The organism is Pedococcus aerophilus (assembly GCF_039532215.1).
In the GTDB taxonomy this organism is placed as follows: Bacteria; Actinomycetota; Actinomycetes; order Actinomycetales; family Dermatophilaceae; genus Pedococcus; species Pedococcus aerophilus.
Window position 1 is genome coordinate 780,484 of the sequence record NZ_BAAARN010000001.1, and the last position, 14,656, is coordinate 795,139.

12 protein-coding genes are annotated in these 14,656 nt (G+C 70.3%); all 12 read right to left on the minus strand.

Annotated features, from left to right (window positions below):
* Positions 1–28: 28 nt before the first annotated feature.
* Complete coding sequence (locus tag ABD286_RS03645) at positions 29–2,191, minus strand: S9 family peptidase (RefSeq protein WP_344190361.1); 2,163 nt, start codon at positions 2,189–2,191, stop codon at positions 29–31.
* A gap of 21 nt (positions 2,192–2,212) precedes the next feature.
* Positions 2,213–5,824, minus strand: a complete 3,612-nt coding sequence (dnaE, locus tag ABD286_RS03650) for a DNA polymerase III subunit alpha (RefSeq protein WP_344190363.1) — start codon at positions 5,822–5,824, stop codon at positions 2,213–2,215.
* Between the two features lie 157 nt (positions 5,825–5,981).
* Positions 5,982–6,905, minus strand: a complete 924-nt coding sequence (locus tag ABD286_RS03655; RefSeq protein WP_344190365.1) for an RluA family pseudouridine synthase — start codon at positions 6,903–6,905, stop codon at positions 5,982–5,984.
* A complete protein-coding gene (lspA, locus tag ABD286_RS03660) occupies positions 6,898–7,599 on the minus strand; it encodes a signal peptidase II (protein ID WP_344190368.1) in 702 nt (233 codons plus the stop codon). Before lspA ends, ABD286_RS03655 begins: the two co-directional genes overlap by 8 nt.
* The gene (locus ABD286_RS03665) at positions 7,572–8,390 is read right to left on the minus strand and encodes a TraR/DksA family transcriptional regulator (RefSeq protein ID WP_344190370.1); all 819 of its coding nucleotides are present in this window, start codon (positions 8,388–8,390) and stop codon (positions 7,572–7,574) included. The genes lspA and ABD286_RS03665 overlap by 28 nt, the downstream gene beginning before the upstream one ends.
* Positions 8,391–8,579: 189 nt before the next feature.
* A complete protein-coding gene (locus ABD286_RS03670) occupies positions 8,580–9,797 on the minus strand; it encodes a DivIVA domain-containing protein (RefSeq protein ID WP_344190372.1) in 1,218 nt (405 codons plus the stop codon).
* Between the two features lie 109 nt (positions 9,798–9,906).
* Positions 9,907–10,191 carry a YggT family protein gene (locus ABD286_RS03675; protein ID WP_344190374.1) on the minus strand — a complete coding sequence of 95 codons (285 nt, stop codon included), beginning with the start codon at positions 10,189–10,191 and terminating at the stop codon, positions 9,907–9,909.
* 42 nt (positions 10,192–10,233) lie between these two features.
* Entirely contained in the window at positions 10,234–10,722 is a 489-nt protein-coding gene (locus ABD286_RS03680) for a cell division protein SepF (RefSeq protein WP_344190376.1), read from the minus strand.
* Between the two features lie 67 nt (positions 10,723–10,789).
* Positions 10,790–11,491: a YggS family pyridoxal phosphate-dependent enzyme gene (locus tag ABD286_RS03685; protein ID WP_344190378.1), complete on the minus strand. Its 702-nt coding sequence runs from the start codon at positions 11,489–11,491 to the stop codon at positions 10,790–10,792.
* A complete protein-coding gene (gene pgeF / locus ABD286_RS03690; RefSeq protein WP_344190380.1) occupies positions 11,488–12,213 on the minus strand; it encodes a peptidoglycan editing factor PgeF in 726 nt (241 codons plus the stop codon). The genes ABD286_RS03685 and pgeF overlap by 4 nt, the downstream gene beginning before the upstream one ends.
* Positions 12,214–12,362: 149 nt before the next feature.
* The gene (ftsZ, locus tag ABD286_RS03695) at positions 12,363–13,613 is read right to left on the minus strand and encodes a cell division protein FtsZ (RefSeq protein ID WP_344190382.1); all 1,251 of its coding nucleotides are present in this window, start codon (positions 13,611–13,613) and stop codon (positions 12,363–12,365) included.
* Positions 13,614–13,918: 305 nt separating this feature from the next.
* Positions 13,919–14,647, minus strand: a complete 729-nt coding sequence (locus tag ABD286_RS03700) for a cell division protein FtsQ/DivIB (RefSeq protein ID WP_344190384.1) — start codon at positions 14,645–14,647, stop codon at positions 13,919–13,921.
* Positions 14,648–14,656: the final 9 nt, after the last annotated feature.

Sequence of the window (14,656 nt, forward strand, 5' to 3'; positions counted from 1 at the left end):
GACCCTCCCATCGGCCGATCGGCCCGGTTCATGAGGCGTGTGGGGCAACGCCTTCCCGGGAGATCGTCGCTGCCCCGGCCTGGTCGACGAGGAAGGCCCACTCCCACGCCACCTGCCGCCACGAGTCGTACCGGCCGCTCTTGCCGCCGTGGCCGGCCACCATCTCGGTGCGCAGCAGCACAGGGCGCTCATCCGGACCGCTGGTGGTGTTCTCGCGCAGGCGGGCCACCCACTTGGCCGGCTCGGTGAAGTACACGCGCGTGTCGTTGAGCGACGTGGTCGCCAGCACGGCGGGGTATGGCGCGCGGTGCACGTTCTCGTACGGCGAGTAGGACTTCATGTAGGCGTAGACCTCGGGGTCCTCGAGCGGGTTGCCCCACTCCTCCCACTCGACCACGGTGAGCGGCAGGCTCGGGTCGAGGATGGTCGTGAGCGCGTCGACGAAGGGCACCGCGGCGTGCACCGCCCTGAACCGCTGCGGCGCGAGGTTGATCGCGGCGCCGATGAGCAGACCACCCGCCGACCCGCCCTCGGCCACGAGCCGGTCCGGGTGGACCCAGCCGGTCTCGACGAGGTGGTCGGCGCAGGCCACGAAGTCGGTGAAGGTCGAGCGCTTGTGCGTGAGCTTGCCCTGGTCGTACCACGAGCGGCCGAGCTCCCCGCCGCCGCGGACGTGCGCGATGGCGTAGACGAACCCGCGCTGGAGCAGGGACAGCCTGGCCACGGAGAAGTACGGGTCGGAGGAGATCTCGTAGGAGCCGTAGGCGGTCAGCATGCCGGGACGGCTGCCGTCGGGCACGCTGCCGGCGGGGTAGACCAGCGAGATCGGCACCCTGGTCCCGTCCTCGGCGGTGGCCCACTCGCGCCGCTGCTCGTACTGCGTCGGGTCGTAGCCACCGAGCACGGACTGTCGCTTGAGCAGGGTGTACTCGCGGGTGCCCAGGTCGTAGTCCAGCACCGTGCGCGGGGTGACCAGGGACTCGAAGACGACCTGCAGGCTGGTCGTGGCGCTCTCGGGGTTCTCCCCCAGCCCCACCGAGTAGACCGGTTCGTCGAAGTCGAGGTCGTGCGAGGCGCCATACCCCGTCGGGGAGGAGGCGTCGCGCTCGAGGACCCGCACGGCCGTGAGCCCGTCCCGTCGCAGCGCGAGGACGGCGACGTCGTCGAACGCCTCCACGCCCTGGAACCTCTCGCCCCCTGCGGAGCGCATGAGCGGCTGCCACTGGTCGGCCGAGGTCGCGTCGAGCGGCGCCCAGGCGAGGTCGGAGTCGATGGAGTCGGCGTTGTGGACGATGAGCAGCCGGTCAGCCGCGGGTTCGACGTCGTACTCGACGCCCTCGCGGCGGGGCGCGACGACGCGGAACTCACCGAGCGGGTCGGTGGCGTCCAGCAGGCGCACCTCGGAGGTCGTCTTGGAGCCGAGGCCGATCATGATCCAGCGGTCGTCGCGCGAGGAGCCCAGCCCCATCCAGAAGCGCTCGTCGGGCTCCTCGTGGACCAGCACGTCGGTGTCGGCGGGCGAGCCGACCTCGTGCCGCCAGGTCTGGTGCGGACGCCAGGTCTCGTCGACGCGCGTGTAGAACAGGTAGCGGCCGTCGAAGGAGAAGACGCAGCCGTAGCCCACCTCCTGCACGGCGGTGTCGACCACCTCCCCCGTGCCGAGGTCCTTGATGCGCAGGGCGAAGCGCTCGTCGCCCTCGGTGTCGATGGCGTAGGCGAGCAGCCGGTGGTCTGGGCTGATGCTCAGCGCGCCGAGGGCGAAGAAGTCGTGTCCCTTGGACTCGATGTTGCCGTCGAGCAGGACCTGCTCCCCCTCGATGGAGGCCCCTGCGCCGGGGTTCGGCCGGGGCGCGCCCTCGACCCGCGGCGCGCGGCACTCGACGGAGTACTGCGACCCCTCGTAGCTGCGCGAGTAGTACCACCACGGTCCGCTGGCCACCGGCACCGAGAGGTCGGTCTCCTGCGTGCGCGAGCGGATCTCCTCGAAGATCTCGTCCCGCAGTGGCTGGAGCCGCGCGGTGGCAGCCTCGGCATACGCGTTCTCGGCCTCGAGGTGGGCCACCACGGCGCGGTCGGACTTGTCGCGCAGCCACTCGTACGGGTCGACGACGACATCGCCGTGGTGCTCACGGATGGTGTCGCGGTGCTCGGGACGCGGTGGTGTCAGCGGGGTGACCGAAGGCGTGCTCACGCCACGAACACTACGGGTGCCTCAGCCGACGAGGCAGCGTGGCCCGAGGATCACCTTGAGGTCGCCGAACAACGCCTCGGTGGCGTTGACGCGGTAGGCGTCCTCGAGCTTCATCAGCACCGACCGGCCGGGCTGGCTGAGCCGGACGTGCACCTCGGTCGACCCCGGGTGCGACGAGAGCACGGACTTGAGCTCCTCGACCTTGGCCGCCGTGGCCCGGTTGGTGTCCATCGTGACCACGACCGGCCCGCGGGGCCCCTCGGAGATGTCGGGCAGCGTGAGGTCGGAGGCGTAGATCGACGGGGTGTCGTCGCGCCGGTTGACCCGACCCTTGACGACCACGACGGCGTCGTGGGTCAGGGCGTGCTGGACCGTGAGGTAGGCCGAGGGGAAGAACAGGCACTCGATGGCACCCTCGAGGTCCTCCACCGTGACGATCGCCCAGAGGTCGCCCTTCTTGGTGCGCTTGACCTGCAGGCCGGTGATGAGCCCGGCGATCGTGACGTTGGAGCCCTCGGGCTTGCCGTCCTCTCCCGTGAGGCTCGCGATGGAGGTGTCGGCGTGCGAGCTCAGCACGTGCTCGATGCCGAACAACGGGTGGTCGGAGACGTAGAGGCCGAGCATCTCGCGCTCGAACTGCAGCAGCGTCTTCTTGTCCCACTCCGTCGTCGGGATGGGTGGCAGCACGGAGAAGTCCACCGACTCCGCGCCGCTGTCGTCGCCGCCGAAGGACCCGAACAGCGAGTCCTGGCCGATGGCCTCCTGGCGCTTGATGTCGACGAAGTTGTCGACGTAGTCCTCGTGGACCCGGACCAGGCCCTGGCGCGACTCGGCGAGCCCGTCGAAGGCCCCGGCCTTGATCAGCGACTCGATGGTGCGCTTGTTGCACACGACGGCCGGGCACTTGGACAAGAAGTCCTTGAACGAGGTGAAGCGCCCCTTCTCCTCGCGCGCGGCGATGATCCCCTCGACGACGTTGTGGCCGACGTTGCGGATGGCCTGGAGGCCGAAGCGGATGTCGGTGCCGACGGCGGCGAACCTCCCCACCGAGTCGTTGACGTCCGGGGGCAGCACCTTGATGCCCATCCGACGGCACTCGCCGAGGTAGAGCGCGGACTTGTCCTTGTCGTCGCCGACGCTGGTGAGCAGCGCGGCCATGTACTCGGCCGGGTAGTTGGCCTTGAGGTAGCCGGTCCAGTAGGAGACCAACCCGTAGGCGGCGGTGTGCGCCTTGTTGAACGCGTAGTCGGAGAACGGGACGAGGACGCCCCACAGCGCGGCGATCGAGGCCTCGTTGAACCCCTTGGCCTTCATGCCCTCGGAGAAGGGGACGTACTCGGCGTCGAGCACCTCCTTCTTCTTCTTGCCCATGGCGCGACGCAGCAGGTCGGCGTTGCCGAGGGTGTAGCCGGCGAGCTTCTGGGCGATCTCCATGACCTGCTCCTGGTAGATCACCAGGCCGTAGGTCGTGCCGAGGATCGGCCCGAGGGCGTCGATCATCTCCTGCTGGAGCTTGCCCTCGAGCTGGGGGTCGAGCGGCGTGAGGATCTGCTTGCCGTTCTTGCGCAGCGCGAAGTTGGTGTGCGCGTTGACGCCCATCGGCCCCGGGCGGTAGAGCGCGAGGGCGGCGGAGATGTCCTCGAAGTTGTCGGGCTGCATGAGCTTGAGCAGCGTGCGCATGCCGCCGCCGTCGAGCTGGAAGACGCCGAGGGTGTCGCCGCGGGCGAGCAGGTCGTACGTCGCCTTGTCGGTCATGTCCTTGGACAGCGCGTCGAGGTCGATGTCCTCGTCGCGGTTGGCCTTGATGTTCTCGATGGCGTCGTCGAGGATCGTGAGGTTGCGCAGGCCGAGGAAGTCCATCTTGACCAGGCCGAGCGACTCGCAGCTCGGGTAGTCGAACTGGGTGATGACCTGGCCGTCCTGGAGCCGTCGCATGATCGGGATGACGTCGATCAGCGGCTCGCTGGACATGATGACGCCGGCGGCGTGGACGCCCCACTGGCGCTTGAGCCCCTCGAGGCCCTTGGCGGTCTCGACGATCTCCTTGAAGTGCGGCTCGGACTCGACCAGGGCCCGGAAGTCGCCACCCTCGTTGTAGCGCTTGTGGTCCTTGTTGTAGATCTCCGACAGGGGGACGCCCTTGCCCATGACATCCGGGGGCATCGCCTTGGTCAGCTGCTCGCCGACGACGAAGGGGTGGCCCATCACGCGGGACGCGTCCTTGACCGCCTGCTTGGCCTTGATCGTGCCGTAGGTGACGATCTGCGCGACGCGCTCGGCGCCGTACTTCTCCGTCACGTACTTGATGACCTCGCCGCGTCGGCGCTCGTCGAAGTCGATGTCGAAGTCGGGCATCGACGCGCGCTCGGGGTTGAGGAAGCGCTCGAAGATCAGGCCGTGCGGGATCGGGTCGAGGTCGGTGATCTTCATGGCGTAGGCGCACATGGAGCCGGCACCCGAACCACGACCGGGACCCACGCGGATGCCGTTCTTCTTGGCCCAGTTGATGAAGTCGGCGACGACGAGGAAGTAGCCGGCGTACCCCTTGGAGGCGATGACGTCGATCTCGAACTCGGCCTGCTTCGTCGCGTACTCCGGCACCCCACCGGGGAACCGCTCCATCAGGCCGGTGTGCACCTCCTTGACGAACCAGCTCTCCTCGTTCTCCCCGGGCGGGCAGGGGAACCGCGGCATGAAGCGGCCCTCGCCCTCGGTGAAGGAGATGTCGCACATCTCGGCGATGAGGAGCGTGTTGTCGCAGGCCTCGGGCAGCTCGCGCCAGGTGTGGCGCATCTCGGCCGGGCTCTTGAGGTAGAAGTCGTCGGCGTCGAACTTGAACCGGTTGGGGTCCATCATCGTCGAGCCGGACTGCACGCACAGCAGCGCCGAGTGGGCCTTGGCGTCCTCGGGGCTGGAGTAGTGCAGGTCGTTGGTCGCCACGAGCGGCAGCTTGAGCTCGCGGGCCAGCTTGAGCAGGTCCTTCTGGACGCGGCGCTCGATGTCGAGGCCGTGGTCCATCAGCTCGCAGAAGTAGTTCTCGGCGCCGAAGATGTCGCGGAAGTCGCTCGCCGCCTGCATGGCCTCCTTGTACTGGCCGAGCCGCAGGCGGGTCTGGATCTCCCCCGACGGGCAGCCGGTGGTGGCGATCAGGCCCTGGCCGTAGGTGCTGAGCAGCTCGCGGTCCATGCGCGGCCACTTGGCGTACACCTGGTCGAGGCTGGCGAGCGAGTCGAGCCGGAACAGGTTGTGCAGGCCGTTGTTGTTCTTGGCCAGCAGCGTCATGTGCGTGTAGGCGCCCGAGCCGGAGACGTCGTCGCGCGACTGGGACTCGTCGCCCCACTTCACGCGGGTCTTGTCGGTGCGGTGCGTGCCGGGCGTGACGTAGGCCTCGACGCCGATGATCGGCTTCACGCCGGTCCCCTGGGCCTTCTTCCAGAACTCGTAGGCCCCGAACACGTAGCCGTGGTCGGTCGTGGCCAGGGCCGGCATCCCCATCTCGGCGGCCCGGGTGAACAGGTCACCGATGCGCGCCGCACCGTCGAGCATGGAGTACTCGGTGTGCACGTGCAGGTGGACGAACGAGTCGGATTTCGACCCGGAACGAGCGGTGGGGGCGGCGGGCTGGGAGGACATCGGGACGAGTCTAAGCCGCCCCACCGACTGCCCTCCGGCGTGTCGCCCCTCCGTGTCGCGACGGGTTCCCGACACACCCCTGCGCGACCGGATGACGACCGGTGGGGTATGGCGCAGACCCGGGTCCGCGCCATACCCCACCGTCGTGCGTGGTGCCTCAGAGGCGGTCGAGCGCGCTCTGCAGGTCCGCCGGGTAGGGGCTCTCGAAGGTGACGTGCTTGCCCGTGCCGGGGTGCTCGAAGCCGAGGCCGACCGCGTGCAGCCACTGCCGCTCCAGGCCCAGGCGCGCGGCCAGGGTCGGGTCGGCGCCGTAGGTGAGGTCGCCCGCGCACGGGTGCCGCAGCGCGGAGAAGTGCACCCTGATCTGGTGGGTGCGACCGGTCTCGAGGTGGATGTCGAGCAGCGACGCCGCCCGGAAGGCCTCGATGACCTCGTAGTGCGTGACGCTCGGCTTGCCCTTGTCCATGACCGCGAACTTGTAGTCGTGGCCGGGGTGGCGGCCGATGGGGGCGTCGATGGTGCCGACGACCGGGTCGGGCAGGCCCTGGACGAGCGCGTGGTACTTCTTGTCGACGGTGCGGCTGCGGAAGGCCTGCTTGAGGACGCTGTAGGCGTACTCGGACTTCGCCACGACCATCAAGCCACTGGTTCCGACGTCGAGGCGCGACACGATGCCCTGGCGCTCGCTCGCCCCGCTGGTGGCGATGCGGTACCCGGCGGCGGCGAGACCACCGACGACGGTCGGGCCGGTCCAGCCCACGCTCGGGTGGGCCGCGACGCCGACGGGCTTGTCGACCACGACGATGTCGTCGTCGTCGTGGATGATCCCCATGCCGGGGACCGGCTCGGCGATGACCTTGAGGCTCGGGCTGTCCTCCGGGGTCGGCAGGAGCACCTCGAGGAGGTCACCGGCCGTCACGCGGTCGGACTTGCCGGCCGGCGCGTGGTTGAGCTGGACGTCGCCGGCCTGGGCGAGGTCGGCGGCCTTGGTGCGGGAGACGCCGAAGAGGCGGGCCAGGGCGGCGTCGACGCGCTCGCCCTCGAGACCGTCGGGGACGTACAGGGTGCGGGCGTCAGGCATGAGGGGTGTCCTGACCGGCGGCGTGGCCGCGTTCGTGGTGGGTGGGGTGCTTCGTGTCGTCGTTGGTGTCGTGGCTGGTGTCGTGGTTGGTGTCGTGGTTGGTGTCGTGACCGGCCTCGTGGCGACCGGGACGCTCGCCGTCGACACCGATGCCGCGCAACGCCAGGATGCCGATGAGCACCGCGGCACTGACGATCGCGATGTCGGCGACGTTGCCGATGAACAGGCCGAAGTAGTCGATGAAGTCCACGACGTGACCGCGACCGGGGCCGGGCTCACGGGTCATGCGGTCGGTGAGGTTGCCGACCGAGCCTCCGAGCAGCAGCCCCAGCGCCCACGCCCAGCCGCGGCTGCCGATCCTGCGGGCCGTGCGGATGATGAAGACGAGCACCCCGAACGCGATGAGGGTCAGCACCCAGGTCGCGCTGTTCGCGATGGAGAACGCCGCCCCGGGGTTGCGGATGAGGTTGAGCCGGATGAACTCGCCGATCATGGCGACGGGCTCGCCGGGGGTCAGCGACTGCAGGGCCCAGATCTTGGTGAGCTGGTCGGCGGCGTAGACGACCACGGCCGTCACCGCGAGGAGTCGGAACAGCCCCCTGCGGTCGGGGTGGGGCGCGGCGGTCTGCTTCGAGGTAGGCGTGGGGGTGGACTCGTCGGCCGCGGTCAGCGGCGCTCCTGCTTCGTCTTGCATGTCATGCATAGGGTCGCACGAGGAGCGGCCTGAAGGCGAAGTTTGCCGATCGGGTTGCCGCAGGACTCGCAGATGCCGTACGTGCCGTTGTCCAGGCGCTCGATGGCGTGCAGGTTCTGGTCGAGCATGTCGCGGGCGTTGTTGGCCAGCGAGATCTCCTGCTCCCGCTCGTAGGTCTTGGCACCGGCATCGGCCTGGTCGTCGCCCGCGCCGTCACCGGCGTCGCGCATCAGGCCGACGAGGTCGGCCTCGGCCACCCGGATCTCCTGGCGGAGGTGGGCGACATCGCCCTCGATCTCGGCACGCACCTCGCGCAGCTCCTTGGCGGTCCACGGGGACTCGTCGTCGCGGACCCGCAGGGAGGCGGGGGCCGCCTTCTTCGTCGTCGCCTTCGTCGCGAGAGCCGCCTTGGTCGCGGGAGCCGCCTTGGTCGCGGGAGCCGCCTTGGTCGCGGGAGCCGCCTTGGTCGCGGGAGCTGCCTTCTTCGCGGGCGCAGCCTTCTTCACCGGGGCGGCCTTGGTGGCAGCGGCAGACTTCGCGGCGGCCTTGGTCGTCGCCTTCTTCGCGGGCGCAGCCTTCTTCATGGGCGCGGCCTTCTTCGCGGGTGCAGCCTTCTTCATGGGCGCGGCCTTCTTCGCGGGCGCAGCCTTCTTCGCGGGCGCAGCCTTCTTCGCGGGCGCGGCCTTCTTCGCCGACGTCGTGGCGGCGGAGGCGCTCTTCTTCGCCGGGGCGACGGTGGCGGTTGCCTTGCGCGCGGCAGACTTCGTCGCGGCGTGTGCCTTGTGAACCATGTGTGCCGGGCCCCTCGGTCGCAGGGCGCTCACCACGATCGCGGGGAGCGCTGTCAGGTGCGGTGAGGATAAGCGCTGGAGGGCGGCGACTCAACGGCAAAACACCCTGTGTCCACCTCGAGTGTGCACCGACGACGACAGGCGCCCACCGCGGNGCCGGGCGCTGCTCTGGCACCCGGCGGGGGCGTGCTACTGCTGGCGCTCGTCCTGCGCTGCGCCGTCCTGCGCGTCCTGGTCGCCGTCGCCGCGGTGCTCACCCTCGGCGTCGTCGTCCGGTCCACTCTCGGGGGCGAGGCCGGTCTGGTCGAGGTCGGCCAGCTGCTCCTCGATGTAGCTCTTGAGGCGGGCGCGGTAGTCGCGCTCGAAGGTGCGCAGCTCGTCGATCTTCATCTCGAGCAGGCTCCGCTCGCGGCCGAGCTCCTCGAGGATCTGCGCCTTCTTCTGCTGGGCCTCGTGCACCATCCCGGTGGAGCGCTCGCGCGCCTCGGTGATGAGCTGCTCGTGGCGCGAGGTGGCCTCCGCGATGAGCTCGTCGTGCCGGGTCTGGCCCGTGGTGACCAGCTCGTCGTGCTTCGACTGGCCCGTGGACACCAGCTCGTCGTGCTGCGACTGACCGGTGGAGACCAGCTCGTCGTGACGGGTCTGCGCCTCGGAGATCAGGCGGTCCCGGGTCGACTCACCCTGGCCGACGTGCTCGTCGTGCAGGCGCTGGGCCATCTCGAGCAGCGCTGCGGCGCTGCCGCCACCACCGACGGCCGCGGCGATCGGGGCAGCGTTGCCGTCGGCCGGCGCGGCCGGGGCTGCTGCCGCGACGGTCGCCTGCTCCTCGGCCTGCTTGGCGCGGGCCTCGGCCTCCTCGGCGCGGGCACGGGCCTCGTCGATCTGGCGCTGGGCCTCGGCGATGCGCTGCTCGGCCTCCTGGGCGCGGGCCTCCGCATCACCGGCGTGGGCCTCGACCTGCTCCTGGGCGCCGCCGATGCGGGCCTGGGCGGACTGCTCGGCCTCGGCAGCGCGGGCGGCAGCGACCTGCTCGGCCTCCTCGGCCTTGGCGTTGGCGGCCGCGATGCGCTTCTCGGCGGCCTCCTCGGCCTCCTTGACCTTGGCCTCGTGGGCGGCGATGCGCTCGGACGCCTGCTGCGCGGCCTTGGCCTCGGCCTCCTGGGCGGCCTTGGCGTCGGCGGCCTTCTGGGCCTGCGCCTTGCCGTCGGACTTGGCGACGGCCGGCATGCCCTTGCTCTGGCGGCACTCGTTGAGCTGGTCGCGCAGGTCGTCGGACTCCTTGACGACCCGGCGCATCTCGGCCACGACCTCGTCGAGGAAGTCATCGACCTCGCGCTCGTCGTAGCCACGACGGAACTGGGTCGGAGTGAAGTTCTTGTTGAGGACGTCCTCGGGCGTGAGCGTCATGTAGTCACCTCGGTTGGCAGGCGTGAACAGAGCAGGTCAAGCGTCCCAGAGACTGGGCCGGTCGCCAGCCTAGAGGATCGGCAAGCACTCGCAGGAGGAGGCGAGAGAGCTACAGGATCTGGCTCAGGATGCTCGTCGCGAAGAACAGGATGAGGAAGGCCAGGTCGAGACGGATGCTGCCGAGCTGCAGTGGCGGGACGACCCGGCGCAGGGCCTTGAGCGGCGGGTCGGTGATCGAGTAGATGGCCTCGGCGATGACGAGCAGCACCCCTCGCGGGCGCCAGTCGCGGGCGAAGACCTGCACCCAGTCCAGGACCAGTCGTCCGATGAGGACGACGAAGAACACGAACACCACGAAGCGGACGATCTCCGCGAAGACACTGGTCCCAAGCATGGGCTCACCCTGCCATGGTCGGCTGGGTGCGGACTGTGCGGGTCAGCTCTGGTTGAACAGGCCGCGAGCGGTGGGCGCCGGGGCACCCTCCTCGGCGGAGACCTCGACGTGGGCCGGCGAGAGCAGGAAGACCTTGGAGGTCACGCGCTCGATCTGGCCGTGCAGGCCGAAGACGAGGCCCGCGGCGAAGTCGACCAGGCGCTTGGCGTCGGAGTCGTCCATGTCGGAGAGGTTCATGATGACGGGGGTGCCGTCGCGGAAGCTCTCGCCGATGTTCTTGGCCTCGTTGTACGTCCGCGGGTGGATCGTCGTGATGCGGTTGAGGGCGCCGACCTCGACGTCGCGCACGACCCGGGCGACCGGGGTGCGCTGCGGCAGCGGGGTGACGGCGGCGGAGCGCTCGGGCTGCTGCTGCGGCTGCGCCTCGGCGCGGGCCGGCTGCTCGTCGTAGTCGTACTCGTCGTACCCGTCGTAGCGCTCGTCCTCGGCAAGTCCGAGGTACACCATGGTCTTGCGCAGTGCCCCAGCCATGTGAGAGCTCCTTCAGGGTTTCAGGTTCGTTCGGGTCGTACGGAGTCGTCCGTGCTCGCGACCGAAGTTACCGGTGTGACTGCCGAGTTCCGAGGATTGCGCTCCCGACACGCAGGTGTGTCGCACCGTGGGCGACGGCAGCCTCGAGGTCACCGCTCATCCCCGCCGAGACCCAGCCCGCCCCGGCGTGCTCCTCCCGTATGGCGCGGGCCAGCTCCTGCAGGCGCGCGAAGGCGGGCGCGGGGTCGACACCGAGCGGCGCCACGGCCATGACCCCGCGCAGGCGCAGGTGGTCGGTGGCAGCGACGAGGTCGGACAGCCCCTGCGCGCCGGAGGGCGCCACTCCCCCGCGACCGCTCGCCTCGTCGAGGTTCACCTGGACCAGGACGTCGGTGACCTTCCCCGCGGTCCCGGCCGCCCGGTCGAGGGCCGTGACGAGCTTGGGTCGGTCGACGGACTGCACGACGTCGGCATACCCGACGACCGAACCCGCCTTCTTGGACTGGACCTGCCCGATGAAGTGGACGTCGAGGCGGTCGCGGTCGCGCACCTCGAGCAGCTTCGCGGACACCTCCTGGTCGCGGTTCTCGCCGATGGCGGTGATGCCCAGGTCGGCGAGCAGGTCCACGTCGGAGGCGGGGAAGAACTTGGTCACCGCGATGAGGGTGAGGTCTGCGGGGTCGCGCCCTGCAGCGTCGCAGGCGCGGGCGATGCGCTCGCGCACCACCTCGAGGTTGGCCGCCAGCTCGGCGCGCCGCTCGCCGCTCATGCCGCGTCCAGCACGACGACGCCGGCGAACCGGCCGGTCCGCCCGTCCCGACGGTACGAGTAGAGGGAGGACTCTTCCCGGGCACATCCCGAGATCCACTGCACGGCAACGTCTTTCGCGTGCAGCTGCGCCACGACGCCGGAGGCGACGTCGATCGCAGGGGTGCCCACCCACGACACCGCGGCCGACTCCGGCGCCACGTCGGCAGCCGCCGAACGCATCTCCAGCGGCACCTCGTAGCAGCGCCCGCACACCGACGGCCCCACGACTGCGAGGAGCCGCCTGGCACCGAGGTCGCGCATCCGGTCGACGGCGACGTCGACGATGCGTGCGGTCATGCCCGGACGTCCTGCGTGCACGGCGGCGACCACCCCGGCCTCGGGGTCCGCGAGCAGCACCGGGGTGCAGTCGGCGACCAGGGCAGCCAGCGCCAGGCCGGGTGTCGTGGTCACGACCCCGTCCGCAGGCGGCGAGCCCTCCGGGCCCCAGGGTCCGTCGACGAGCAGGACGTCGTTGCCGTGGCACTGCTGGAGGAAGAGCAGGTGGTCGCGCTCGACGCCGACGGCCTGCGCCACGCGGGACCGGTTGGCCTCGACCGCGTCGGGGTCGTCGCCGACGTGGCCGCCGAGGTTGAGCGACCCGAAGTCGCCGGCGCTGACGCCGCCCTGACGATCGGTGAAACCCCACTGCACCGGACCGGACCGACCACGCGCGAAGAACACGCCCCCAAACCTACTGCCCGGCTCGGGCGGTCCGGCCGCCCGCCCCTGGCCGCCGACGTGACCGCGGCCGTCGGGGCACACGACAGGGGCGCCGGGACCTCGTGGTCCGGGCGCCCCTGTCGGCGTGCTGCTGGCTCGAGCCGAGCGTCCTACTTGAGGAAGTCCGGCACGTCGAGGTCGTCGCCCTCGTCGAAGGTGACCGTCCGGGGCGGACGCCCGGCCGGCTCGCGCGGGGCGGCCGGCTCCTGGGTCGGCGCCGCGGGCTGGGACGGCTGGAACATCGGGTTCGGCTGCTCGCGGTGCGGCTGCGCCTGGGGCTGGGCCGCCGGCGCCGGCTGCTGCACCGGGGCGGGCTGGGCCGCCTGCGGTGCCGGGGCGGGTGCCGACTGGGGAGCCGGGCGGGAGGTGCCCTGCACCTGACCGATGGCGCGGTCGTTGTCGCGCTTGAGCGGAGCGCCGCCGTCGAAACCGGCGGCGATGACCGTCACCCGCACCTCGTCACCGAGGGCGTCGTCTATGACCGCACCGAAGATGATGTTGGCTTCGGGGTGGGCAGCCTCCTGGACCAGTCGGGCTGCCTCGTTGATCTCGAAGAGCCCGAGGTCGCTACCGCCCTGGATGGACAGCAGGACGCCGTGGGCGCCGTCGATGCTGGCCTCGAGCAGCGGGCTGGAGATCGCGAGCTCGGCGGCCTGCACCGCGCGGTCGTCACCGCGGGCGGAGCCGATGCCCATCAGGGCCGAACCGGCGCCCTGCATGACGGACTTGACGTCGGCGAAGTCGAGGTTGATCAGACCCGGTGTGGTGATGAGGTCGGTGATGCCCTGGACACCGGACAGCAGCACCTGGTCGGCGGAGCGGAAGGCGTCGAGCATGCTCACCGCGCGGTCGCTGATCGACAGGAGCCGGTCGTTCGGGATGACGATGAGGGTGTCGACCTCCTCGCGCAGGTTGCTGATGCCGGTCTCGGCCTGGTTGGCGCGACGACGGCCCTCGAAGGTGAAGGGACGCGTGACGACACCGATCGTCAGGGCGCCGAGGCCCCGGGCGATCTTGGCCACGACCGGGGCGCCACCGGTGCCCGTGCCGCCGCCCTCGCCCGCGGTGACGAAGACCATGTCGGCCCCCTTGAGGACCTCCTCGATCTCCTCCGCGTGGTCCTCCGCGGCCTTCTTGCCGACCTCGGGGTCGGCGCCGGCGCCGAGCCCACGGGTCAGCTCACGGCCGACGTCGAGCTTGACGTCGGCGTCGCTCATCAGCAACGCCTGGGCGTCGGTGTTGATGGCGATGAACTCGACGCCCTTGAGGCCGACCTCGATCATGCGGTTGATGGCGTTGACGCCACCTCCGCCGATGCCGACGACCTTGATGACGGCCAAGTAGTTCTGTGGTGCTGCCACGGCGGTGGGCCTCTCCTGAATGCGGTGCCTGAGTGCGGTGCTGGATGTGCTGCTGAATGTCTGGACGTCAAGTCGAGGGTTACACTTATGTCAACTTTCCGGTGCCGCCGACGCTATGCGCTGGGTGGGCGGCAGGCCAAGTTTCGCCCCGCGTGTCGCAGCACGGATTCGTCCGATTCCGGGGATTCTCGGCCGACGTCGGGGGACGGTCGCCACAGCAGTCACAACTGCCCCACGAGCACCACTGTCGCACGCGGGGAAGAGAGGGGAACCAGCGGGGGAACCAGCGTGGAACCGACGAGGGATCAGCGGGTGACCGGGGTGTCGGGAGCACTCACGTCGATGACCTTCGGCGAGGACCGCAGCAGGGCAGTCATGATCGCCAGCTTGCGCTCCGGTTCGCCCACTCCGCCCCAGATCACGGTCGTCTTCCCCAGCTTGAGGGTGACGAGGTTGGCGCTGCTCACCGTGACGTTGCCGACCCGGTGCTGCACACCCACCGGAAGCACCTTGACGACACTGACGGCCGCCGCCAGGGCGTCGCGTGACAGGGCGGCCTCGCTGGCGGCGTTCACGGTCGGAACCCCCTTCGGGGCAGCACTCACCTGGGCGTACGCGACCCCCTCGGCATCCACAACCTTCAGTTGACCTTGAGGGTTCTTGACCACGAGGAAGGGCACCCGCGGGCTGGCGTGGATGACCAACGTGCCCGGCCAGGAGCGCTCGATGGACACATCGGCCACCGTCGCACGTTCGGCCACGCGGGCGGCGACGAGGTCCTGGTCGACCCGGGCCAGCGGCTGCCCGAGGGGCACGCGGGCCAGGGCGCGGATCGGCGCCACCTCCGAGCTGGGCACCCCGACCACCTCGACGGTGCGCACCGCGAGCAGGGGGCTGAAGGCCACCACCCAGACGAGCAGGCCGACGACGAGGAGGGCTCCGGCGGCATACGCGACCAGGCGCACCGGGCGTCGCCGGACGTCCTGGGCGCGGCGCTGGAACCTCGCCGCCGAGGAGGCCAGCCCGGTGGGCACGGCTGGACG

Bases quoted from the DNA above. Each gene is read 5' to 3' on its own strand.
- ABD286_RS03685 (WP_344190378.1), bottom strand. From the start codon at position 11,491: ATGAGCGGCGAGCGGCGCGCCGAGCTGGCGGCCAACCTCGAGGTGGTG.
- dnaE (WP_344190363.1), bottom strand. From the start codon at position 5,824: ATGTCCTCCCAGCCCGCCGCCCCCACCGCTCGTTCCGGGTCGAAATCC.
- lspA (WP_344190368.1), bottom strand. From the start codon at position 7,599: ATGCAAGACGAAGCAGGAGCGCCGCTGACCGCGGCCGACGAGTCCACC.
- ABD286_RS03680 (WP_344190376.1), bottom strand. From the start codon at position 10,722: ATGGCTGGGGCACTGCGCAAGACCATGGTGTACCTCGGACTTGCCGAG.
- ABD286_RS03665 (WP_344190370.1), bottom strand. From the start codon at position 8,390: ATGGTTCACAAGGCACACGCCGCGACGAAGTCTGCCGCGCGCAAGGCA.
- ABD286_RS03670 (WP_344190372.1), bottom strand. From the start codon at position 9,797: ATGACGCTCACGCCCGAGGACGTCCTCAACAAGAACTTCACTCCGACC.
- ABD286_RS03655 (WP_344190365.1), bottom strand. From the start codon at position 6,905: ATGCCTGACGCCCGCACCCTGTACGTCCCCGACGGTCTCGAGGGCGAG.
- ABD286_RS03675 (WP_344190374.1), bottom strand. From the start codon at position 10,191: ATGCTTGGGACCAGTGTCTTCGCGGAGATCGTCCGCTTCGTGGTGTTC.